The organism is Frateuria soli (assembly GCF_021117385.1).
GTDB lineage: Bacteria > Pseudomonadota > Gammaproteobacteria > Xanthomonadales > Rhodanobacteraceae > Frateuria_A > Frateuria_A soli.
In genome coordinates this window covers 2,290,772-2,310,150 of the sequence record NZ_CP088252.1, presented here as the reverse complement: position 1 = coordinate 2,310,150, position 19,379 = coordinate 2,290,772, and the positions used below count along the sequence as shown (strand labels likewise).

The 19,379-nt window shown below is 69.0% G+C and carries 19 protein-coding genes and 1 tRNA gene; 14 read left to right on the top strand and 6 right to left on the bottom strand.

Features of this window, described 5'->3' with window-relative positions; all coding sequences use genetic code 11:
• Nucleotides 1–10 precede the first annotated feature (10 nt).
• On the bottom strand, nt 11–499 hold the full coding sequence (locus tag LQ771_RS10610) for a GNAT family N-acetyltransferase (protein WP_231349368.1): 489 nt from the start codon (nt 497–499) through the stop codon (nt 11–13).
• A 35-nt stretch (nt 500–534) separates the two neighbouring features.
• Nucleotides 535–1,437, bottom strand: coding sequence for a hydroxymethylglutaryl-CoA lyase (locus LQ771_RS10605; RefSeq protein ID WP_231349367.1), 903 nt, complete (start codon nt 1,435–1,437; stop codon nt 535–537).
• 223 nt (nt 1,438–1,660) lie between these two features.
• Here LQ771_RS10605 and rpmI point away from each other — a divergent pair, with 223 nt between their 5' ends.
• From rpmI to LQ771_RS10570, 7 genes are all read left to right on the top strand, one after another.
• Entirely contained in the window at nt 1,661–1,858 is a 198-nt protein-coding gene (gene rpmI, locus LQ771_RS10600; RefSeq protein WP_026635107.1) for a 50S ribosomal protein L35, read from the top strand.
• Between the two features lie 15 nt (nt 1,859–1,873).
• Entirely contained in the window at nt 1,874–2,233 is a 360-nt protein-coding gene (rplT, locus tag LQ771_RS10595) for a 50S ribosomal protein L20 (RefSeq protein ID WP_091333679.1), read from the top strand.
• A gap of 355 nt (nt 2,234–2,588) precedes the next feature.
• Nucleotides 2,589–3,584, top strand: a complete 996-nt coding sequence (pheS, locus tag LQ771_RS10590; protein WP_231349366.1) for a phenylalanine--tRNA ligase subunit alpha — start codon at nt 2,589–2,591, stop codon at nt 3,582–3,584.
• Nucleotides 3,585–3,598: 14 nt separating this feature from the next.
• Nucleotides 3,599–5,977: a phenylalanine--tRNA ligase subunit beta gene (gene pheT, locus LQ771_RS10585; protein ID WP_231349365.1), complete on the top strand. Its 2,379-nt coding sequence runs from the start codon at nt 3,599–3,601 to the stop codon at nt 5,975–5,977.
• Between the two features lies 1 nt (nt 5,978).
• Nucleotides 5,979–6,278: an integration host factor subunit alpha gene (gene ihfA, locus LQ771_RS10580; protein WP_091333672.1), complete on the top strand. Its 300-nt coding sequence runs from the start codon at nt 5,979–5,981 to the stop codon at nt 6,276–6,278.
• Nucleotides 6,259–6,615, top strand: coding sequence for a MerR family transcriptional regulator (locus LQ771_RS10575; protein ID WP_231349364.1), 357 nt, complete (start codon nt 6,259–6,261; stop codon nt 6,613–6,615). Before ihfA ends, LQ771_RS10575 begins: the two co-directional genes overlap by 20 nt.
• Before the next feature lie 66 nt (nt 6,616–6,681).
• Nucleotides 6,682–6,758 (top strand) — tRNA-Pro (locus LQ771_RS10570).
• A gap of 222 nt (nt 6,759–6,980) precedes the next feature.
• Here LQ771_RS10570 and serA read toward each other — a convergent pair.
• Complete coding sequence (gene serA, locus LQ771_RS10565) at nt 6,981–8,213, bottom strand: phosphoglycerate dehydrogenase (protein WP_231349363.1); 1,233 nt, start codon at nt 8,211–8,213, stop codon at nt 6,981–6,983.
• 121 nt (nt 8,214–8,334) lie between these two features.
• Here serA and LQ771_RS10560 point away from each other — a divergent pair, with 121 nt between their 5' ends.
• Together LQ771_RS10560 and pip are read left to right on the top strand one after the other, a co-directional pair.
• Nucleotides 8,335–9,720, top strand: coding sequence for an FAD-binding oxidoreductase (locus LQ771_RS10560; RefSeq protein ID WP_231349362.1), 1,386 nt, complete (start codon nt 8,335–8,337; stop codon nt 9,718–9,720).
• Between the two features lie 141 nt (nt 9,721–9,861).
• Nucleotides 9,862–10,818 carry a prolyl aminopeptidase gene (gene pip, locus LQ771_RS10555; RefSeq protein ID WP_231349361.1) on the top strand — a complete coding sequence of 319 codons (957 nt, stop codon included), beginning with the start codon at nt 9,862–9,864 and terminating at the stop codon, nt 10,816–10,818.
• A gap of 379 nt (nt 10,819–11,197) precedes the next feature.
• Here the strand turns inward: pip and upp are convergent, their stop codons facing one another.
• Nucleotides 11,198–11,836 carry a uracil phosphoribosyltransferase gene (gene upp / locus LQ771_RS10550; RefSeq protein WP_231349360.1) on the bottom strand — a complete coding sequence of 213 codons (639 nt, stop codon included), beginning with the start codon at nt 11,834–11,836 and terminating at the stop codon, nt 11,198–11,200.
• A gap of 111 nt (nt 11,837–11,947) precedes the next feature.
• Nucleotides 11,948–13,444, bottom strand: a complete 1,497-nt coding sequence (locus LQ771_RS10545) for an aminotransferase class III-fold pyridoxal phosphate-dependent enzyme (RefSeq protein ID WP_231349359.1) — start codon at nt 13,442–13,444, stop codon at nt 11,948–11,950.
• Nucleotides 13,445–13,712: 268 nt separating this feature from the next.
• Here LQ771_RS10545 and LQ771_RS10540 point away from each other — a divergent pair, with 268 nt between their 5' ends.
• Genes LQ771_RS10540 through LQ771_RS10520 form a run of 5 tightly spaced genes read left to right on the top strand, consistent with a single transcriptional unit; the run spans nt 13,713 to nt 18,432 of the window.
• A complete protein-coding gene (locus LQ771_RS10540; protein WP_231349358.1) occupies nt 13,713–14,639 on the top strand; it encodes an ABC transporter ATP-binding protein in 927 nt (308 codons plus the stop codon).
• A 1-nt stretch (nt 14,640) separates the two neighbouring features.
• On the top strand, nt 14,641–15,420 hold the full coding sequence (locus LQ771_RS10535; RefSeq protein ID WP_231349357.1) for an ABC transporter permease: 780 nt from the start codon (nt 14,641–14,643) through the stop codon (nt 15,418–15,420).
• 38 nt (nt 15,421–15,458) lie between these two features.
• The gene (locus LQ771_RS10530) at nt 15,459–16,652 is read left to right on the top strand and encodes a sensor histidine kinase (RefSeq protein WP_231349356.1); all 1,194 of its coding nucleotides are present in this window, start codon (nt 15,459–15,461) and stop codon (nt 16,650–16,652) included.
• Nucleotides 16,652–17,833, top strand: a complete 1,182-nt coding sequence (locus LQ771_RS10525) for a sensor histidine kinase (RefSeq protein ID WP_231351893.1) — start codon at nt 16,652–16,654, stop codon at nt 17,831–17,833. Before LQ771_RS10530 ends, LQ771_RS10525 begins: the two co-directional genes overlap by 1 nt.
• On the top strand, nt 17,830–18,432 hold the full coding sequence (locus LQ771_RS10520; RefSeq protein WP_231349355.1) for a response regulator transcription factor: 603 nt from the start codon (nt 17,830–17,832) through the stop codon (nt 18,430–18,432). The genes LQ771_RS10525 and LQ771_RS10520 overlap by 4 nt, the downstream gene beginning before the upstream one ends.
• 68 nt (nt 18,433–18,500) lie before the next feature.
• Here LQ771_RS10520 and LQ771_RS10515 read toward each other — a convergent pair whose 3' ends face one another.
• Entirely contained in the window at nt 18,501–19,286 is a 786-nt protein-coding gene (locus LQ771_RS10515) for an enoyl-CoA hydratase-related protein (protein ID WP_231349354.1), read from the bottom strand.
• Nucleotides 19,287–19,379 lie beyond the last annotated feature (93 nt).

The window sequence follows — 19,379 nt, the reverse complement described above, 5'->3', positions numbered from 1 at the left end:
CGTCGCGCCGTCAGAGCTCGCGCAGGTAGTAGCGGTCGCAGCCGTGGTGGCCGGTGCCACCCATCGCCGCGCAGACCGGAGCAAAGCCGCTGCGCCGGTACAGCGCCTGGGCGGCATCCATCCCGGTGAGGGTTTCCAGGTAGCAGCGGCGATAGCCCAGTGCACGCGCAGCGTCCAGGCAGCGCTGCATCATCGCCGTGCCGGCGCCGATGCCGCGTGCCTGCGGCAGGAAGTACATCTTGCGCAGTTCGCACACGTCCGGCTCGCCGCCGTCCAGCGGTGCCACGCCGGCCCCGCCGATGACCATGCCGTCGCGCTCGACGACGAAATAGGCGCAACCGGGTCGCGCATAGGCTTCGGCCATGTGGTCGACTTCCGGGTCGTGGATGGCGAAGCCGGGACCGTCGGCGCCGAACTCGGGCATCACCGTGCGGATGATCGAGGCGACCGCGGCATCGTCACGCGGTTCGATGGGACGGATCAGGAAGGGGACTGTCATGGGTCGTGGGTCTGGCGGTTGGCGGACGTCGGGTTTCAGGCGGTCGTGCGCGCGCGGGTGACGCGGCTGGCGGTTTCCTTGTGCAGTTGCGCCGAGAGCCAGGCGCCGGTGGCGATCAGCAGATCCAGGTCGACGCCGGTGTGCAGGCCCATGCCTTCGAGCATATAGGCCACGTCCTCGGTCGCCACATTGCCGGTGGCGCCCTTGGCGTAGGGACAGCCGCCGGTGCCCGAGACCGCGCTGTCGACCACGCGCACGCCTTCCTCCAGGCAGGCCAGGATGTTCGCCAGCGCCTGGCCGTAGGTGTCGTGGAAGTGCACGGCCAATGCCGGCATCGGTACGGCCTGCGCCACCGCGCGCAGCATCGCGCGTGCCCTGGACGGCGTGCCCACGCCGATCGTGTCGCCCAGCGAAACCTCGTAGCAGCCCAGCGCATGCAGCCGTTCGGCCACCCGTACCACGTCGGCGACCGGCACCTCGCCCTGGTAGGGGCAGCCGAGCACGGTGGACACGTAGCCGCGCACGGCCACGCGATCGGCCCTGGCGCGCTCGATCACCGGAATGAACCGCTCGATCGACTCGTCGATCGAGGCGTTGATGTTCTTGCGGTTGAACGCCTCGCTGGCCGCGGTGAATACGGCGATCTCCTGCGCCCCCACCGCTCGCGCCCGCTCGTAGCCCTGCAGGTTGGGCACCAGCACCGGATAGCGCACGCCGGGCACCTTGCGGATGCCTGCGAACACTTCCGCCGCGTCGGCCAGCTGCGGCACCCACCTGGGGCTGACGAAGCTGGTCGCCTCGATGGTGGTCAGGCCGGTGGATGAGAGCCGGTCGATCAGTGCGATCTTCACCTCGGCCGGCAGGAGCGTCTTTTCGTTCTGCAGGCCGTCGCGAGCCCCCACTTCGACGATGCGGACGGTGTCCTCTGGCGTGTTCATGGCGGCTCCGGGGGCGGGCAAGCGCCCACTTTAGCCGGTCGGCCGACCGGTGAGGACGGATTACCCGGCAGGCTGGCTTTGCCCCGGACTCCTCCGTATAATCGCCGGTTCGACCCACATGGACGGGTCGTGAACCGATGTCGGCAGGACGGAAAGCGTGGCCCGCGGGTCACCGCCGAATCAGTCAGAAACCGGGCACCCAAGCCCACCCAGGAGCATTCCCATGCCCAAGATCAAGACCAACCGGGCGGCCGCGAAGCGTTTTCGCAAGACCGCCTCGGGCAAGTTCAAGGCCGGTCACGCCTTCAAGTCGCACATCCTGACCAAGAAGTCGACCAAGCGTAAGCGCAACCTGCGCGCCACCAACCACGTCAAGGCGTGCGACACCAAGGGTGTGGCTCGCATGTTGCCGTACGTCTAAGGGAAGGAGAACACCATGGCTCGTGTAAAGCGTGGCGTTACCGCCCGTCGTCGTCACAAGAAGATCATCGGCCGCGCGAAGGGGTACTACAACGCCCGTCGCAAGGTCTTCCGCGTCGCCAACCAGGCCGTCATCAAGGCCGGCCAGTACGCCTACATCGGTCGCAAGCAGCGCAAGCGCCAGTTCCGCGCGCTGTGGATCGTGCGCATCAACGCCGCGGCGCGTCAGTTCGGCCTGTCCTACAGCCGCCTGATCAATGGCCTGTCCAAGGCCGGCATCACGATCGACCGCAAGGTGCTGGCGGACATCGCCGTGCACGACATCAAGGCGTTTGGCGCCATCGCGGAAAAGGCGAAGGCCAGCCTGGCCGCTTGATCGTCGTCACCGACGGTATGCTGTAAATCAAGCGGGGAGAAGGCCAACGCCTTCTCCCCGTTTTTATTTAATAACGTGCCGTCTTTATTCAATAACGCGCTCTTTTGCGTTTGCCTCCTCTCCCCTCCGGGGAGAGGATTGAGGTGAGGGGCCAAGGCTTGCCTTGGACTTCAATCGAAGCATGCCTCTTTGGCTTCCTTTGCCCTCCGGGAGAGGATTGAGGTGAGCGGCCAAGGCTTGCCTTGGACTTCAATCGAAGCTTGCTTCGAACAGGCAACAACGCAAGAGCGACCCCTCACCCCAACCCTCTCCCCGGAGGGGAGAGGGAGCTGGAAACCAAGCGGAAACCGCACCGATGGACGATCTGGATAGTCGCGCGAACCAGGCCCTGGCCGATATCGAAGCCGCCTCTTCGCTCGAAGCGCTCGAAACCCTGCGCGTGGGCCTGCTCGGCAAGAGCGGCATCGTCACCGCCGCCCTGAAATCGCTGGGTGCACTCGCCCCGGACGATCGCAAGGCCCGCGGCGCGGAGGTCAACCGCGTCAAGGATCGTCTGGCCGACGCGCTCGCCGCCCGCAAGCAGGCGCTGGAACAGGCCGAACTCGATCGCCGCCTGACGTCGGAGAAGCTCGACATTACCCTGCCGGGTCGCGACGGCGTGCGCGGCGGCATCCACCCGATCACCCACGCGCTCGAGCGCATCGCAGGCATCTTTGCCCGGCTGGGCTACCAGCGTGCCGAAGGCCCCGAGATCGAGGACGACTGGCACAACTTCGAGGCGCTGAATTTCCCGCCCCACCATCCGGCGCGCGCCATGCACGACACCTTCTACTTCGGCGATGGGCGCCTCTTGCGCACGCACACCTCGCCGGTGCAGATCCGCGCGATGGCCGGGCGCCAGCCGCCGATCCGGATCATCGCCCCGGGCAAGGTCTACCGCAGCGACTCGGACCAGACCCACTCGCCGATGTTCCACCAGATCGAGGGTCTGCTGGTCGACGAGACCTCCAGCTTCGCGGACTTGAAGGGAACGCTGGCCGAGTTCGTGCGCGCCTTCTTCGAGCGTGATTTCGAGATGCGCTTCCGTCCGAGCTATTTTCCGTTCACCGAGCCCTCGGCGGAGGTGGACATCCGCTGGGAGACGGGCGATGGCCAGAGCCGCTGGCTGGAGGTGCTCGGCTGCGGCATGGTCCATCCGAATGTGCTGGCCAACTGCGGCATCGATCCGGAACGCTATACCGGCTTCGCCTTTGGCCTGGGCGTCGAGCGCTTCGCCATGCTGCGCTACGGCGTGTCGGACCTGCGCGCGTTCTTCGAGAACGACCTGCGCTTCCTCAAGCAGTTCGCGTAAGGGAAAACGTACCGATGAAATTCTCCGAGAACTGGCTGCGCGAGCTGGTCGAAATCCAGGCCGACCGCGCCGAGCTGGCCCATGCGCTGACCATGGCCGGGCTGGAAGTGGAAGAGCTGACCGTGCTGGGCGAGGGCCTGGCCGGCGTCGTGGTGGGCGAGATCGTCGCCGCCGAGAAGCACCCGGAAGCCGACCGCCTGCAGGTCTGCAAGGTGTCCGCCGGCCATGGCGAGCCGCTGCAGATCGTCTGCGGCGCACCCAATGCGCGCGTGGGCCTGAAGGCGCCGCTGGCGACCATCGGCGCCGTGCTGCCGGGCGGCATCACGATCAAGGCCGCCCGGCTGCGCGGGGTGGAGTCGGCTGGCATGCTGTGCTCGGCGAAGGAACTGGGCATCGATGCCGACGCGTCCGGCCTGCTGGAACTGTCCGCCGATGCACCGGTCGGCCAGCCGCTGGCGCAGTTCCTGGGCCTGCCGGACGCCAGCATCGAGCTCAAGCTCACCCCCAACCGCCCCGACTGCCTGGGACTCGTCGGCCTGGCCCACGACGTGGCCGCGCTGTTCGGCAGCCGGGTGCTGGTGCCGGTGCAGGATCCCGCGCCGGTCACCTCCGATGCGCGCCGGGGCATCCGCCTGGAGGCCGGCAAGGACGCGCCACGGTACCTGGGCCGCGTCATCGAGGGTATCGATGCCACCGCGCGCTCGCCGCTGTGGCTGGCCGAGCGCCTGCGCCGAGCCGGACTGCGGCCGATCAGTGCGGTGGTCGACGTCACCAACTACGTGATGCTGGAGCTGGGCCAACCGCTGCACGCCTTCGACAACGATGCGCTGCAAGGCGACATCGTGGTTCGCCACGCGCGCGCGGGCGAAACGCTGAAGCTGCTCGACGGCAGCGAAGCCCGACTCGACGAGGGCTTCCTGCTGGTCGCCGACGAGCGGCGAGGGCTCGCGGTCGCCGGCGTCATGGGCGGACATGCCTCGCGCGTGACCGATACCACCACCCGCATCTTCCTGGAATCGGCGCATTTCGCCCCGGCGGCGATCATGGGCCGCGCACGCAGGCTCGGCCTGCACACCGACGCCTCGCACCGATTCGAGCGCGGCGTCGATCCGGAGCTGCCGCGCCGTGCGCTGGAGCGGGCGACCGAGCTGCTGCTTTCCATCGCCGGCGGCAAGGCCGGTCCCGTGCTGATTGCCGAGAACCCCGCCGATCTGCCGCGGCCCGCGACGGTCGTCCTGCGCCGCGCCCGCCTGGCGCGCGTGCTGGGCCTCGCCGTGCCGGACGAGGAAGTCACGCGAATCTTCATCGCGCTCGGCATGACGGTGCATCCCACGGCCGAGGGCTGGCAGGTGACGGCGCCGACCAGCCGCTTCGACATCGAGCGCGAGGAGGACCTGATCGAGGAGGTCGCCCGCGTGCACGGCTACGACCGCATTCCCACCCACACCCCCTCCGGCGCACTGTCGCTCGTGCCCGAGCCCGAGGCGCGCATCGGCGAACTCCCGCTGCGCGAGCAGTTGGCCGCGCGCGAGTACTACGAGGCGGTCAACCTGTCCTTCATGAGCGCCGAACTGCTCGGCCGTTGGGGTTACACGGACAATCTGGTGCCGCTGGCCAACCCGCTGTCGGCGGACCTGGCCGTCATGCGGCCCTCGCTGCTGCCCGGCCTGGTCGAGGCGCTGCGCCACAACCGTGCGCGCCAGCAGGAGCGGGTGCGGCTGTTCGAGGTTGCCCGCGTCTTCGCCGCCGGCGATCCCCCGGTGGAAACGGCGACCCTGGCGGTCGCCGCCTGTGGTAGCGCGCATGCCGAGCAGTGGGCCGAGGCAGCCCGCCCGTACGACTTCTTCGACCTCAAGGGCGAGCTGGACGCGCTGCTGGCCTGGGGCGGCGAACACGAGCGCTGGTCGCTGCACGCCGACGGCCTGCCGTCCTGGCTCCACCCCGGTCGCGGCGCCCGCGTCGCGCGCGATGGTGAGACGGTGGGCTACCTCGGCGCGCTGCATCCGCAACTGGCCAGGGCGCTGGACCTGGGGCCGGACGTGTACGTCCTGGAAGTGGCCCTGGCGGCATTGCTGGACCGTCGGCTGCCGCGGGCGCAGCCCGTGCCGCGTTTCCCCTCGGTACGCCGGGACATCGCGGTCGAGGTGCCCGAGGAGGTGCGCTGGTCACAGATCGACCAGGCGGTGCGCGGCAAGCTGGGCAGCGTGCTCAAGGAGCTCAGGCTGTTCGACCGCTACAGCGGCAAGGGCGTCGATATAGGCCGAAAGAGTCTCGCTATGGGCTTGATTTTGCAGGACGCTTCACGCACGCTTACCGACGACGACGCGGACCGCTGCGTACGCGAAGCGGTAGCTGCGTTGGAGTCGACATGCAAGGCAAAGTTGCGAGGTTGAGATGGCGCTGACCAAGGCAGAGATGGCCGAGCGCCTGTTCCTCGAGGTGGGCCTCAACAAGCGTGAGGCGAAGGAATTCGTGGACGCCTACTTCGAGGTCGTCCGCGAAGCGTTGGAAAGGGGCGAGCAGGTGAAGCTGTCCGGTTTCGGCAACTTCGACCTGCGTCAGAAGAACCAGCGACCGGGTCGCAACCCCAAGACGGGCGAAGAGATTCCGATCTCCGCCCGCCGCGTGGTGACGTTCCGTCCGGGGCAGAAACTCAAGGTGCGAGTCGAGAGCTATGCTGGACCAAGGGAATAACACCGAACTGCCCGCCATCCCGGCCAAGCGCTACTTCACCATCGGTGAGGTCAGCGAGCTGTGCGGGGTCAAGCCGCACGTGCTGCGCTACTGGGAGCAGGAATTTCCCGCGCTCAACCCGGTCAAGCGCCGCGGCAACCGTCGCTACTACCAGCGTCACGACGTGCTGATGATCCGTCAGATCCGTGGCCTGCTGTACGACGAGGGCTTCACCATCACCGGCGCCCGCGCGCGGCTGGAAGGCCCGCAGGCGCGCATGGAGTCGAGCATTTCCCACCAGATCGTGCGCCAGGTGCGCATGGAACTGGAAGAAATCCTGACCCTGCTGCGTCGCTGAACACCCGGGCATCTGCTATAGTTCGCCGTCTGTTCACTGCGAACGCGGCGAACACACGAGTCACGTCGGGGCGTAGCGCAGCCTGGTAGCGCATCTGCCTGGGGGGCAGAGGGTCGTCGGTTCGAATCCGGCCGCCCCGACCAATTCGCCAGTCGAAAGAAAGCGGCGCCGTCGGCGCCGTTTTTCGTTTCCACTCCGCGGGACATCGCTCGCGCCTGGGCGCCGGCCGGCGTCGAAGTGCCAACCCCGGACTCCACACCCGAATCCTCGCCCTCCGGGTGAGGGTGCCGACAGGCGGGTGAGGGACCGGCAGGATGCGGATCCGGCCACCGCTTCCAGCAGCAACGAAGGCGAGGCATGGTGCCTCAATACAGCACGCGCGTCTTCAACGTCCCCGGAATCGCCGCCATCCGCTCCCTCAGCTCCTGTGTCTGCGCGACGTCGGCCGCCACGTCGATCACCACGTAGCCGACCTCGGCGTCGGTCTGCAGGAACTGCGCGTTGATGTTGATGTTGCCGGCCGAGAACAACTCGTTGATGCGCGACAGCGTGCCCGGCACGTTGCGATGGATGTGCAACAGGCGGCGACTGTGCGGATGCTCCGGCAGCGAGACCTCCGGGAAGTTCACCGCCGAAAGCGTCGAGCCGTTGTCGCTGTAGCGCACCAGCTTGCTCGCCACCTCGATGCCTATGTTGTCCTGCGCCTCCAGCGTGCTGCCGCCGATGTGCGGGGTGAGGATCACGTTGTCCATGCCCACCAGCGGCGATACGAAGGCGTCGTCGTTGCCCTTCGGTTCGGACGGAAACACGTCCACCGCGGCACCGGCAAGGTGCCCCTTGAACAGCGCCGCGGCCAGCGCTTCGATGTCCACCACGCTGCCGCGCGAGGCGTTGACCAGCAGGGCTCCCCGACGCATCCGCGCGAGCTGCCCGGCGCCGATCATCATCCGCGTCGCCGGCGTGTCGGGCACGTGCAACGTGACCACGTCGGCCGCTTCCAGCAGCTCGTCCAGGCTCGCCGCGGCGCGCGCATTGCCCAGGGCGAGCTTGGCCTCGATGTCGTGGAACAGCACCCGCATGCCCAGGCTCTCGGCCAGCACGCCCACCTGCGTGCCGATGTGGCCGTAGCCCACGATGCCGAGCACCTTGCCGCGGGCCTCGTAGCTGCCGGTGGCGGACTTCGACCAGCCGCCGCGATGGCATTGCATGTTCTTCTGCGGGATGCCGCGCAGCAGCATGATCGCCTCGGCCACCACCAGTTCGGCCACGCTGCGGGTATTGGAATAGGGCGCGTTGAACACCGGCACTCCCAGGCGTCGCGCGGCGCCCAGGTCCACCTGGTTGGTGCCGATGCAGAAGCAGCCCACCGCGATCAGGCGCCGGGCATGTTCCAGCAGTTCGGGCGTGAGCTGGGTGCGCGAGCGGATGCCCACGATGTGCGCCTCGGCCAGGCGGGCCTTGAGCTCGGCCTCCGGCAGCGCCGCGGGATGCACCTCGACCTGCGTGTAGCCGGCGTGGCGGAAGGTTTCCTCCGCGCTGCGGCTGACGCCTTCGAGCAGGAGTACGTGGATGTCCTGCCTGGGAAACGAGGTCTTCATCGGTACACAGTCCATGCCGGGACGAGGGCCTACTATGCCAGAGCCCCGGCAGTTTGCGGCACTGCAGCACTGGACCGCGCCGGCCCCGCTCTGGCAGGCTGGCAACTCCCCCGGAGTTGCCATGACCGATCCCCGCCTCACCGAACTCATCGCGCGCGTACCTTCGCTACGGCTGCTGACCGAGCTGGCCGACCTGATCCACTACGGACGCGACTGGACCCGCCGCTGGGGACCCTCGCCGCTGGCCGTGGCGCTGCCGCAGTCCATCGACGAGGTCCGGGCGATCGTGCTCTGGGCCCACGAGCAGCAGGTTGCGCTGGTGCCCTCGGGTGGACGCACGGGCTTGTCCGGTGGCGCCGTCGCGGCGCGAGGCGAACTGGTGCTGAGCCTGGAGCGGATGAACCGCGTGCTCGGCTTCGATGCGACCGACCGCCTGCTCGAGGTCGAGGCCGGCATCACCCTGCAGGCGGTGCAGGAGGCGGCGCGGTCGCACGGCCTGTTTTATCCCGTGGATTTTGCCTCGCGTGGCTCCTGCACCATCGGCGGCAACGTCGCCACCAACGCCGGCGGCATCCGCGTGATCCGCCACGGAACCACGCGCGAGTGGATCGGCGGGCTGACCGTGGTCGCCGGCAACGGCGAGCTGCTGGAGCTCAACCGTGGCCTGGTCAAGAACTCCAGCGGTTACGACCTGCGCCAGCTGATGGTCGGTTCGGAAGGCACGCTGGGCGTGGTGGTCGGTGCGCAGCTCAAGCTCACCGATGCGCCGGCGCCGGCACAGACCATGCTGCTGGCGCTGCCGCACATGGATGCGCTGATGCGGGTGTTCGGGCTGTTCCGATCGCAGCTGAAGCTGCAGGCGTTCGAGTTCTTCACCGACGTCGCCATGAAGCACGTGCTGGCGCATGGCGCCCAGCGCCCGATCGACACGGACCTGCCGTACTACGTGGTGACCGAATACGACGCGCTGGACGACCGGGACGAGCAGGCCGCGCTGCTGGCCTTCGAGGACGGCGTGCGCGAGGGCTGGATCAGCGACGGCGTGATCGCCCAGAGCGAATCGCAGGCGGCCGCACTGTGGCGGCTGCGCGAGGGGATCACCGAGAGCCTGGCACCGCGCAAGCCGTACAAGAACGACATCGCGCTGCGCATCGGCGCGATGCCCGCGTTCCTGCACGAGATGCATGCGCTGCTGGCGCGCGAGTACCCGCAAATGGAGGTGGTCTGGTTCGGCCACATCGGGGACGGCAACCTGCACATCAACGTGCTGCCCCCCGAGGACATGCAGCAGGCGGAGTTCATTGCCCATTGCGAGCGGGTGACCCGCCTGCTCGCCGATACCCTGCAGCGTTTCGGCGGCAGCATTTCCGCCGAGCACGGCATCGGACTGGTCAAGCGGGCCTACCTTGGAAGTACGCGCAGTGCGGCGGAAATCGCCCTGATGCGGGGGATCCGCGCGGTATTCGACCCCAGCGGCATCCTCAACCCGGGCAAGTTGTTCGAATAGCCGCCCCGCGCCTTTGTAGGAGCCCGCTTGCGGGCGATGCCTTGGTAACCCTCCAGAAAGAGCATCGCCCGCAAGCGGGCTCCTACAACGGAGGCGCGGGTGCTAGCCTTGGTCGCTTCCCATCCCCATGGAGAACCAGGCATGACCCGGGAACGCCGCACGCTGTATCCGGAGATCGAGCCCTACGACAGCGGCATGCTGCCGGTGTCCGGCCTGCACACGATCTACTACGAACAGAGCGGCAATCCGAACGGCAAGCCGGTGGTGTTCCTGCATGGCGGACCGGGGGCGGGCGCCAGCCCGCGATGCCGCCGCTTCTTCGATCCGGCGGCCTACCGCATCATCCTGTTCGACCAGCGTGGCTGCGGGCGCTCGACCCCGCACGCCGAGCTCACCGACAACACGACCTGGGACCTGGTCGCCGACATCGAGCGCGTGCGCGGGCACCTGGGCATCGCGCGCTGGCAGGTGTTCGGCGGGTCCTGGGGCTCCACGCTGGCGCTGGCCTATGCGCAGACCCACCCCGACAAGGTGGCCGAACTGGTGTTGCGCGGCATCTTCATGCTGCGCCGCTGGGAGCTGGAGTGGTTCTACCAGAAGGGCTGCGACGCACTCTATCCGGATGCCTGGGAGCCGTACCTGGCCGCGATTCCGGAAGCCGAGCGTGGCGACCTGATGAGCGCCTATCACCGCCGCCTCACCAGTCCGGACGCGGCCACCCGACTGCAGGCCGCGCGCGCGTGGTCGACCTGGGAAGCGGGTACCAGCTTCCTGTTGCAGGACCCCTCCTACATCGCCAGCAGCGGCGAGGACGAGTTCGCGCTGGCGTTCGCGCGGATCGAGTGTCACTACTTCGTGCACGGCGGATTCTTCGAGCACGACGACCAGCTGCTGCGCAATGTCGATCGCATCCGCCGCATCCCGACGGTGATCGTGCAGGGGCGCTACGACGTGGTGTGCCCGCTCCGCAGCGCATGGGACCTGCATCGCGCCTGGCCGGAGGCTGACCTGCGTATCGTGCAGGACGCGGGGCATTCGGCGTTCGAGCCGGGCATCACGCACGAGCTCGTCGAGGCGACCGACCGCTTCAAGGTCTAGCGCCGCCGGACTTGCGCCCGCACCGTAGGAGCCCACTTGTGGGCGAAGCTCTCCTGTCTACCCCCGCAAGCATCGCCTTCAAAGGCTAGCGCCGCCAGACTTGCGCTTGCATCATAGGAGCCCACTTGTGGGCGATGCTCTCCTGCCTACCCCGCAAGCATCGCCTTCAAAGGCTAGCGCCGCCAGACTTGCGCTTGCATCATAGGAGCCCACTTGTGGGCGATGCTCTCCTGCCTACCCCGCAAGAAGCATCGCCTTCAAAGGCTAGCGCCGCCAGACTTGCGCTTGCATCGTAGGAGCCCACTTGTGGGCGATGCTCTGCCTATCCCACAAAAAGCATCGACCACAAGTGGGCTCCTACTAAAAGCGGGCAGGGAGGTCAGCCGGGCAACTGCTTGGTCCCGAAGATCTTGTCCCCGGCATCGCCCAGGCCGGGAAGGATGTAGCCCTTCTCGTTGAGCCGCTGGTCGATCGAAGCGGTATAGATCTCCACGTCCGGGTGCGCCGCCGCGATGCGCTCCAGGCCCTCGGGCGCGGCAACCAGGAACAGCCCCTTGATGCGCCGGCAGCCGGCCGCCTTGAGCATGTCCACCGTCGCCACCAGGGTGCCGGCGGTGGCCAGCATGGGATCGACGATCAAGGCGCTGCGCGCCTGCATGCTGCCGCTCAGCTTTTCGTAGTAGGCGACCGGCGCCAGCGTGACTTCATCCCGCTGCACGCCGACCACGCTCACCTTGGCCGAGGGGATCAGGTCCAGCACGCCCGGCAGCATGCCCAATCCGGCGCGCAGGATCGGCACGATGGTGATCTTCTTGCCCTTGATGCGCTCGACCGTCACCGGACCGGCCCAGCCCTCGATCGTCTCATCGAGCGTTTCCAGGTCCTTGGTGGCCTCGTAGGTGAGCAGCGCGGCCACTTCGGAGGCGAGCTCGCGGAATTCCTTGGTGCTGATGCCGGCACGGCGCATCAGCCCGAGCTTGTGGCGGATCAGCGGGTGGCGGACTTCGGTGACGGGCATGGCGGGTTCCTCCGTGCTTCCCGGTCGCACTCGGAGCGCTCCTGCGGGACAGCGCAGGCCGGGCATGAAAAAGGGCGCGCCGTTGCCGACGCGCCCCTCGTTCCAGCTTGCTCAGGCCGCCTCGGCGGTCTGCTTGCGCGGGCCCTTCAGCAGCGCCTGGCGCACGTGGTCGACGACCAGGTCGACTTCGGCGCTGGTGACGTTGAAATGCGGCGTGAAGCGCAACGAGTTGGCACCGCCGTGGATCACGCCCACGCCGTGCTCGCGCATGTACTCCTCGGTCGAGTTCGCGCCGTAGCACTTGAACTGCGGGGCCAGCTCGCACGAGAACAGCAGGCCGGTGCCCTGCACCTTGGTGATCAGCCCGCCCAGTTCGTCCTTGAGTTTCTCGAGCTTGGCCACGAACTCCTCGCCGCGGACCTTGATGTTGGCGCGCACCTCGTCGGTGAGCAGCTCCATCGTGGCGAGCGCGACGTCGAGCGCGCGCGGGTTGGTGGTCATCGTGTTGCCGTAGATGCCCTTGCGGTACAGGCCGGCGGTGCGGTCGCTGACCGCCAGCACCGACAACGGATACTGCCCGGCGTTGAGCGCCTTGGAGAACGTCTCCATGTCCGGCGCCGGCAGGTTCTCGAAGCCGGGGTAGTCGACGATCGACAGCACGCCGTGCGCGCGCAGGCCGGCCTGGATCGAGTCGACCAGCAGCATGGTGCCGTGCGCCTCGGTGAGCTCGCGCGCGGCCTTGTAGAACTCCGGCGTCACCGCGCGGCCCGGGTCGCCTTCGCCCATCACCGGCTCCAGGAACATCGCCTCGATGAACCAGCCGTGCTTGTCGGCGTCGGCGAACGCGGCCTTGAGCTGCTCCACGTCGTAGGGCGCCACCGTGATCAGGGTGTCCTCATGGCGGTAGCTGGCCAGGTGCTGCTGGTAGGTCTTGCGGCTGGAATCCGAATACAGCGCGGGCTTGTCGGTGCGACCGTGGAAGGCGCCGCGCACGGACAGGCGCTTGATCGCGCGGTTGGCGTAGCGGCCGCCCGCGTCGGTCATCAGCTTGGCGTTGACGTCGGCGATGCGGCAGGCCAGGCCGACGGCTTCGGAACCGGAGTTCAGGCACAGGTAGTGCCTGTACGGATTGGCGCCGCGGCTGCGCCCCAGCTCCTTGTCCATCGCGCGGGTGAAGCGCAGCTGCGAGATGCTGGGCGACATCACGTTGGCCATCACCTGCGGCCGCGACAGCGCCTCCAGGATGGCCGGCTGATTGTGGCCGAAGCCGAGCATGCCGTAGCCGCCGTTGTCGTGCAGCACGGCGCCCTTGAGCGTCACGATCCAGGGGCCACGCGCGGCGGCCGGCAGGTACGGGTTGATCGCGTCGTCGGGGTAGAAATTGACGTAGCCGGCCTGGGCCCTGGCGAGCTGCTCGGACTCGTCCAGCTTGAGGAAATCGCCCAGTTCGGCACGCAGTTCGCGGTGGCGGGCCAGGGCCTCGTCGACCGCCTGCACCAGCTCCGGCTGGCTGGCCGCCATGCGCTCGATGCTGGCGTCGTCCAGGCCAACGGTACGCGGCTTGCCGCCGAATTCGCGCATCTCGCGCAGCTGATCGATCACACCCATGACAGTCCTCCTCGTGGCCGGCGAGGCGCTACGATGGCGCCGCTGGCGGTGATTGCGGGCACGCGCGGCAGCGGCGCATGCGGTTGTGCGGACCCGTCTGTTTGGACGCTGAAAGGGTGCCTGACGGGCCGGGGATAAACCCAAGGATACCGTGCACCCGGCTCCGCCGTAACCCCGCATGACGGCTGTCACCACCGCCGGCTGACGTCGACCAGTGTCCGCAAGGCCTTGCCATGCCTAATGTTTGCGTCCATACCAAGGAGGTCCCATGGACATGTCAGGCATCCCGGTCGCGCGGTTGCGCGGTGCGGTCAAGCGCTACGGCGCGCTCACCGCCGTCGACGGGCTGGACCTTGTGCTGCACCGCGGCGAGCTGCTCGCCCTGCTCGGGCCCAACGGCGCCGGCAAGTCCTCCGCCATCGGCCTGCTGCTGGGGCTGCAACGCGCCGACGCAGGCGAGGTGCAACTGTTCGGACTGGACCCGCAACGCATCGAGGCGCGCCGGCGGATCGGCGTGATGCTGCAGAGCGCCACGCTGCCGCCGACCTTGCGCGTGCGCGAACTGCTGCGCCTGACTGCCAGCTATTACGCCGATCCGCGCGTGTTGCAGGAATCGGCGGAACTGGCGGCGATCGAAAACCTGCTCGACCGTCCCTACGGCAAGCTCTCCGGCGGCCAGCAGCGGCGCGTGCAGTTCGCACTGGCGCTGTGCGGGCGCCCGCAACTGCTGTTCCTGGACGAACCCACGGTCGGCATGGACATCGAGGCGCGCCAGGCGCTGTGGGCGGCGATCCGCCGGCTGGTCGGCGAAGGCTGCTCGGTGCTGCTGACCACGCACTACCTGGAAGAGGCCGAAGCACTGGCCGACCGCGTCTGCGTGATGACCCGCGGTCGTGCCATCCACGAAGGCACGGTGGACGAGCTGCGCGCCCGCGTGGGGGTCAGGCGGATCCGCTGCATCAGCACGCTGCTGCCCGAGACGGTGGCCGGCTGGCCCGAGGTGGTGGACGTGCGCGTGGACGGCGGGCGCCTGCAGCTGACCACCACCGAGGCCGAAGTCGTGGTGCTGCGCCTGCTGCAGAACGACGCCTGGCTGCGCGAGCTGGAGGTCCAGCGCGCCGGCCTGGCCGAGGCATTCACCGAACTGACCCGCGATGCCGATGCATCGCCCGACCACCAGCGCGAGGCGGCCTGACATGGACACTCTGGACCTGACCGTCGATAACGACGCGATGCCGGCCGGCCGCGTGCTCGGCGCCTACCTGGCCGAGGCGCGCAGCGAATGCCTGCGCTACCTGCGCGCGCCGGGCTTCATGCTCCCGATCACGCTGTTTCCCTGCATGTTCTACCTGGTGTTCGGCGTGCTGATGGCCAGGGGCGAGGGTGCCGATGCCGCGCGCTACCTGCTGGCCAGTTACGCCACCTTCGGCGTGATGAGCCCGGGCCTGTTCGGCTTCGGCGTGTCGCTCGCGCTGGAGCGCGACGGCGGCCTGCTCACGCTCAAGCGCGCGCTGCCGATGCCGCCGGGCGCCTACCTGCTCGGCAAGATGCTGATGGCGATGGCCGCGGCGGCGTTCGTGGTGTTGTTCCTGCTGGGGCTCTCGCAGGTCGCGCACGTATCGCTGTCGCCGGCGCAGGCCGCGGCGTTGCTGGCGACCGGCGTGCTCGGCGTGCTGCCGTTCTGCGCGATGGGCATGTTCATCGGCACGCTGGTCAAGGGGCAGGGCGGACCGGGCGTGCTCAACCTGGTCTACCTGCCGATGTCATTCCTGTCCGGCCTGTGGTTCCCGCTGCCGATGCTGCCCAGGGTGCTGCAGCAGGCCGCGCCGCTGTGGCCGAGCTACCACCTGGATCGCCTCGCGCTCGCCGCGGTGGGCATGGGCCATGGTGCGCTGGTCGGGCATGTGCTGGTGCTGCTTGGCTTCACGGCCGCGTTCCTGCTGCTCGCCGCGCGGCGGCTGCGTCGGTACGGTTGAAGTAGCATGCCTGTCGGACGCACGGCCAGGACCGCCTGATGAGACTGCTTCGCGCATGGTTCACGCCCGCACCGGACTCGCGCATCGCCGAGATCCAGCGGCAGGGCAAGTCGCCCTGGGCCGAGAGCGTGCACCTGCTGTGGTCGGCCTGGGTGTTCATCACGCCGGTGTTCGACAACCAGTACAGCTGGCGCTGGCTGGGCATGACCGTCCTGACCTACCCGGTGTTCGTGGCGCTGTTCGCCAAGGTGTTCCTGGCGCCGCGCAGCCGCGCTTCCAGTTACGCCCTGGCGTTGGCGGTGTTCGGGCTGGCGCTGGTGCCGGTCTACCCCAGTGGCGTCAGCTACTTCATCTACGGCTGCGTCTCGTGCAGCCTGTCGAGCCGCCGGTTCCTGCCGTTCCTGGCGCGGCTGCTCGTGCTCAACGCGCTGTTCCTGTTGATGGCCTGGCAGGCCCACTACGCCTGGCAGGCCATGCTGGCGATCCCCTGCATGACGCTGATCATCGGGCTGGTGACGCACGTCGAGCGCCTGGAGCACGAGAAGGACGCGGCGCTCAAGCTCTCCCACGACGAGGTCCGCCGGCTGGCCGCCACCGCCGAGCGCGAGCGCATCGGGCGCGACCTGCACGACCTGCTCGGCCACACGCTTTCGCTGATCACGCTCAAGCTGGAGCTCGCGCGCAAGCTGTGCGACCGCGACCCCGACACCGCGCGCCGCGAAGTGATCGAGGCGGAGAACGTCGCGCGCCACGCGCTGGCGCAGGTGCGTGCGGCGGTTACCGGCATCCGCGCCACCGACCTGGCGGCCGAACTGGCCTCCGCGCGCCTGCTGCTGGAATCCTCCGGCGTGCACCTGGACTATGGCCAGCCGCCGTGCCTGCCCGCCGAGATCGAACGCGGCCTGGCGCTGGTGCTGCGCGAGGCGGCCACCAACGTCGCGCGCCACGCGGCCGCCACGCGTGCCAGCGTGGCGTTCGAGTGCATCGATGGCGGTCTGTGCCTGACGGTGATGGACAACGGTCGCGGCGGGGTGCTGGAGGAGGGCAACGGCCTGACCGGCATGCGCGAGCGCGCACGTGCGCTGGGTGGCCGCCTGCAGATCCACTCGCAGCAGGGACGGGGCACGCGCCTGCGGATCGTGGTCCCGCTGCCGGACGCGGCGGTGCAGGCCGCGGCGGCGCCGGTCGCACCGGTCGACGCGATGTCGATGCCGGCGGAAGCGCGTCCGTGATGCGCTGGTTCGCACCGCGACCGGATTCCCTGCTCGGGCAACTGCGCTCGCCGCTGTACATGCGCTGGCAGGCCGGCCTCTCCCTTTTTGCGCTGGTGGCCCTGTTCCAGGGGCCGGCCTCGCTGCATCGTCCCCTCGAAACGTGGTTTGGTCCCACGCTGCTGGCCGTGCCGGTATTCGTGTACCTGTACTCGCGGGTGTACGTCGGTCCGCGTCGACGCGTGGAGTGGTACGTCGCCGGCATGGCCGCCACCGGCCTGGCGCTCTGGGCCTGCAATCCGTTCGGATTCATCCTGCTGATCCTGGCCAGCATCGTATCGGCCCTCTCGCCCTCGTGGCGGCGCTGGCTGGCCAGCGTGGCTGTGATGGGTGCGCTGGCGCTCGCCAAGGCGTGGGTGTTCGGCGATCCACTGAGCACCGCCCTGTGGGTGGCGATGTCCGGCCTGTTCGGCGGCTTCAGCAACGTCGCCTACATGCACAGCGCCCGCAAGGATGCCGAGCTGCGCCTGTCGCAGACCGAGGTGCGCCGGCTGGCGACGCTGGCCGAACGCGAGCGCATCGGCCGCGACCTGCATGACCTGCTCGGCCACACGCTGTCGCTGGTGGCGCTGAAGTCGGAGCTGGCCAGGCGCCTGGCCCTGGACGAGCCGGCACGCGCGCAGCGCGAGATGGCCGAGGTCGAGCGTGTCGCCCGGCATGCGCTCGCCGAGGTGCGCGTGGCGGTGACCGGCATGCGCCGCGGCGACCTGGGCGCCGAACTGACCTCCGCGCGGCTCATGCTGGAAGCCTCCGGCGTGGCCTTCGAGGATCACGTACCGGACGGCCTCGAGCTGCCCGATGCGATCGAGGCGCCGATCGCGCTGGTGCTGCGCGAGGCCATCACCAACATCCACCGCCACGCGCGCGCCACCCGGGCCAGCGTGACCGTTGCCTTCGAGAACGAGATGCTCCAGATGCACATCAGCGACAACGGACGCGGCGGCCTGGCCGCGCACGGCAATGGCGTGAGCGGCATGCGCGAGCGCGTGCGCGCGCTGGGCGGGACGCTGGCGATCGACTCGCCGCCGCGGCACGGCACGACACTGTCCATCCGCGTGCCGGTCAAGGCGCAGGCGGGCGTGGCCGCGGAAAGCCGCGTCACCGAAGCCTCCCTGTTCCCGGCCACCGGGAGCGCCGCTTGATCCGCGTGCTGCTGGCCGAGGACCAGGCGATGGTGCGCGGTGCACTGTCGGCGCTGCTCAACCTGGAAAGCGACATCGAAGTGCTCGGGTCGGCCGCCGACGGCGAGAGCGCCTGGCGCGAGCTGCAGCGACTCAGGCCCGACGTGCTGGTCACCGACATCGAAATGCCCGGCCTGACCGGCCTGGAGCTTGCCCAGCGCATCCAGCGGCACGAACTGCCGATGAAGGTGATCATCGTGACCACCTTCGCCCGCCCCGGCTTCCTGCGCCGCGCGCTGGACGCGGGCGTGTCCGGCTACCTGCTCAAGGACGCTCCCGCCGAGAACCTGGCCGAGGCGCTGCGCACGGTGCACCGCGGCGGCCGCGCGATCGACCCGCAACTGGCACTGGAAGCCTGGACGGAGGCCGATCCGCTGAACGACCGCGAACGACAGGTCCTGCGCCTGGCGGGCGAAGGTCTCTCGGCCGGCGACATCGCCACCCGGCTCAGCCTCTCGCACGGTACCGTGCGCAATTACCTCTCCGAGGCGATCGGCAAACTCGGCGCCGGCAACCGAATCGAGGCGTTTCGCCTCGCGCGGCAGAAGGGGTGGCTGTGAGGCGGGTTGCGTAGGGTGGGCTTCAGCCCACCGGCTCGTGACCGTGCAGAGGGGGCTGAGCGCCCGTCCTACGCGACCCAGGCCGGCGGGCGCTTGTCCAGGAAGGCGCCCAGTCCCTCCTGGCCCTCGGCCGACACGCGCAGCCGCGCGATCAGTTCGGCATTGTCCGCGTCGATGGCGCCGGCGCCCTTCTCGTCGGTTGCCGCCATGCGCAGCGCCAGCCGCTTGGCCTCGCGCTGCGCCTGCGGGCCGGCCTTGGCCAGCAGCTTCAGCGTGAAGTCGACCGCCTCGTCCAGCGCCTCGGCCGGCACCACGCGATGCAGCAGACCGATGCGGCACGCCTCGGCCGCGTCGAAGATCTCGCCGGTGAGGAACAGCCGCCGCGCCTGCCGCCCGCCGATGGCGGCGACCACGTAGGGCGAGATCACCGCGGGCACCAGCCCGAGCTTCACTTCGGTCAGGCCGAACCTGGCGCCTTCCGCGCCAATGGCGATGTCGCAGGCCGCGATCAGTCCGACGCCGCCGCCGTAGGCCGCGCCGTTCACGCGCGCGACGGTGGGCTTGGGCAGGAACTGCAGCGTGCGCACCAGTGCGGCCAGGCGCAGCGAGTCCTCGCGGTTCTCGTCCTCGCTCGCCGACGCCATGCCGCGCATCCAGTTGAGGTCCGCCCCGGCCGAGAAGCTCGCGCCGCTGCCGGTCAGCACCACGGCGCGCACGGCATCGTCGCGGCCGGCCTCCACCAGCGCGGTGGTCAGCTCGGCGATCAGGCCGTCGTCGAAGGCGTTGTGCACCTCCGGGCGGTCGAGGGCGATCTGGCGGACGGCGGCGCGGTCGGTGACGAGGATGGCGGACATGCGCGAGGCTCCCTGCGGAAAGGGTGAATTGTACGGGGGCGCCACGCGGTCTCGCGCGGCGGCCGGACTCAGCGAGGACACAGCCTTTTGCCT

Excerpts from the sequence above, each read along its gene's own strand:
- upp (WP_231349360.1), bottom strand. The coding sequence starts at position 11,836 with ATGCCCGTCACCGAAGTCCGCCACCCGCTGATCCGCCACAAGCTCGGG.
- LQ771_RS10545 (WP_231349359.1), bottom strand. The coding sequence starts at position 13,444 with ATGGGTGTGATCGATCAGCTGCGCGAGATGCGCGAATTCGGCGGCAAG.
- LQ771_RS10605 (WP_231349367.1), bottom strand. The coding sequence starts at position 1,437 with ATGAACACGCCAGAGGACACCGTCCGCATCGTCGAAGTGGGGGCTCGC.
- LQ771_RS10525 (WP_231351893.1), top strand. The coding sequence starts at position 16,652 with ATGCGCTGGTTCGCACCGCGACCGGATTCCCTGCTCGGGCAACTGCGC.
- LQ771_RS10575 (WP_231349364.1), top strand. The coding sequence starts at position 6,259 with ATGCTGGACCAAGGGAATAACACCGAACTGCCCGCCATCCCGGCCAAG.
- rplT (WP_091333679.1), top strand. The coding sequence starts at position 1,874 with ATGGCTCGTGTAAAGCGTGGCGTTACCGCCCGTCGTCGTCACAAGAAG.
- serA (WP_231349363.1), bottom strand. The coding sequence starts at position 8,213 with ATGAAGACCTCGTTTCCCAGGCAGGACATCCACGTACTCCTGCTCGAA.
- LQ771_RS10560 (WP_231349362.1), top strand. The coding sequence starts at position 8,335 with ATGACCGATCCCCGCCTCACCGAACTCATCGCGCGCGTACCTTCGCTA.
- LQ771_RS10540 (WP_231349358.1), top strand. The coding sequence starts at position 13,713 with ATGGACATGTCAGGCATCCCGGTCGCGCGGTTGCGCGGTGCGGTCAAG.
- ihfA (WP_091333672.1), top strand. The coding sequence starts at position 5,979 with ATGGCGCTGACCAAGGCAGAGATGGCCGAGCGCCTGTTCCTCGAGGTG.
- LQ771_RS10610 (WP_231349368.1), bottom strand. The coding sequence starts at position 499 with ATGACAGTCCCCTTCCTGATCCGTCCCATCGAACCGCGTGACGATGCC.
- rpmI (WP_026635107.1), top strand. The coding sequence starts at position 1,661 with ATGCCCAAGATCAAGACCAACCGGGCGGCCGCGAAGCGTTTTCGCAAG.
- LQ771_RS10515 (WP_231349354.1), bottom strand. The coding sequence starts at position 19,286 with ATGTCCGCCATCCTCGTCACCGACCGCGCCGCCGTCCGCCAGATCGCC.
- pheT (WP_231349365.1), top strand. The coding sequence starts at position 3,599 with ATGAAATTCTCCGAGAACTGGCTGCGCGAGCTGGTCGAAATCCAGGCC.
- LQ771_RS10530 (WP_231349356.1), top strand. The coding sequence starts at position 15,459 with ATGAGACTGCTTCGCGCATGGTTCACGCCCGCACCGGACTCGCGCATC.
- LQ771_RS10535 (WP_231349357.1), top strand. The coding sequence starts at position 14,641 with ATGGACACTCTGGACCTGACCGTCGATAACGACGCGATGCCGGCCGGC.
- pheS (WP_231349366.1), top strand. The coding sequence starts at position 2,589 with ATGGACGATCTGGATAGTCGCGCGAACCAGGCCCTGGCCGATATCGAA.
- pip (WP_231349361.1), top strand. The coding sequence starts at position 9,862 with ATGACCCGGGAACGCCGCACGCTGTATCCGGAGATCGAGCCCTACGAC.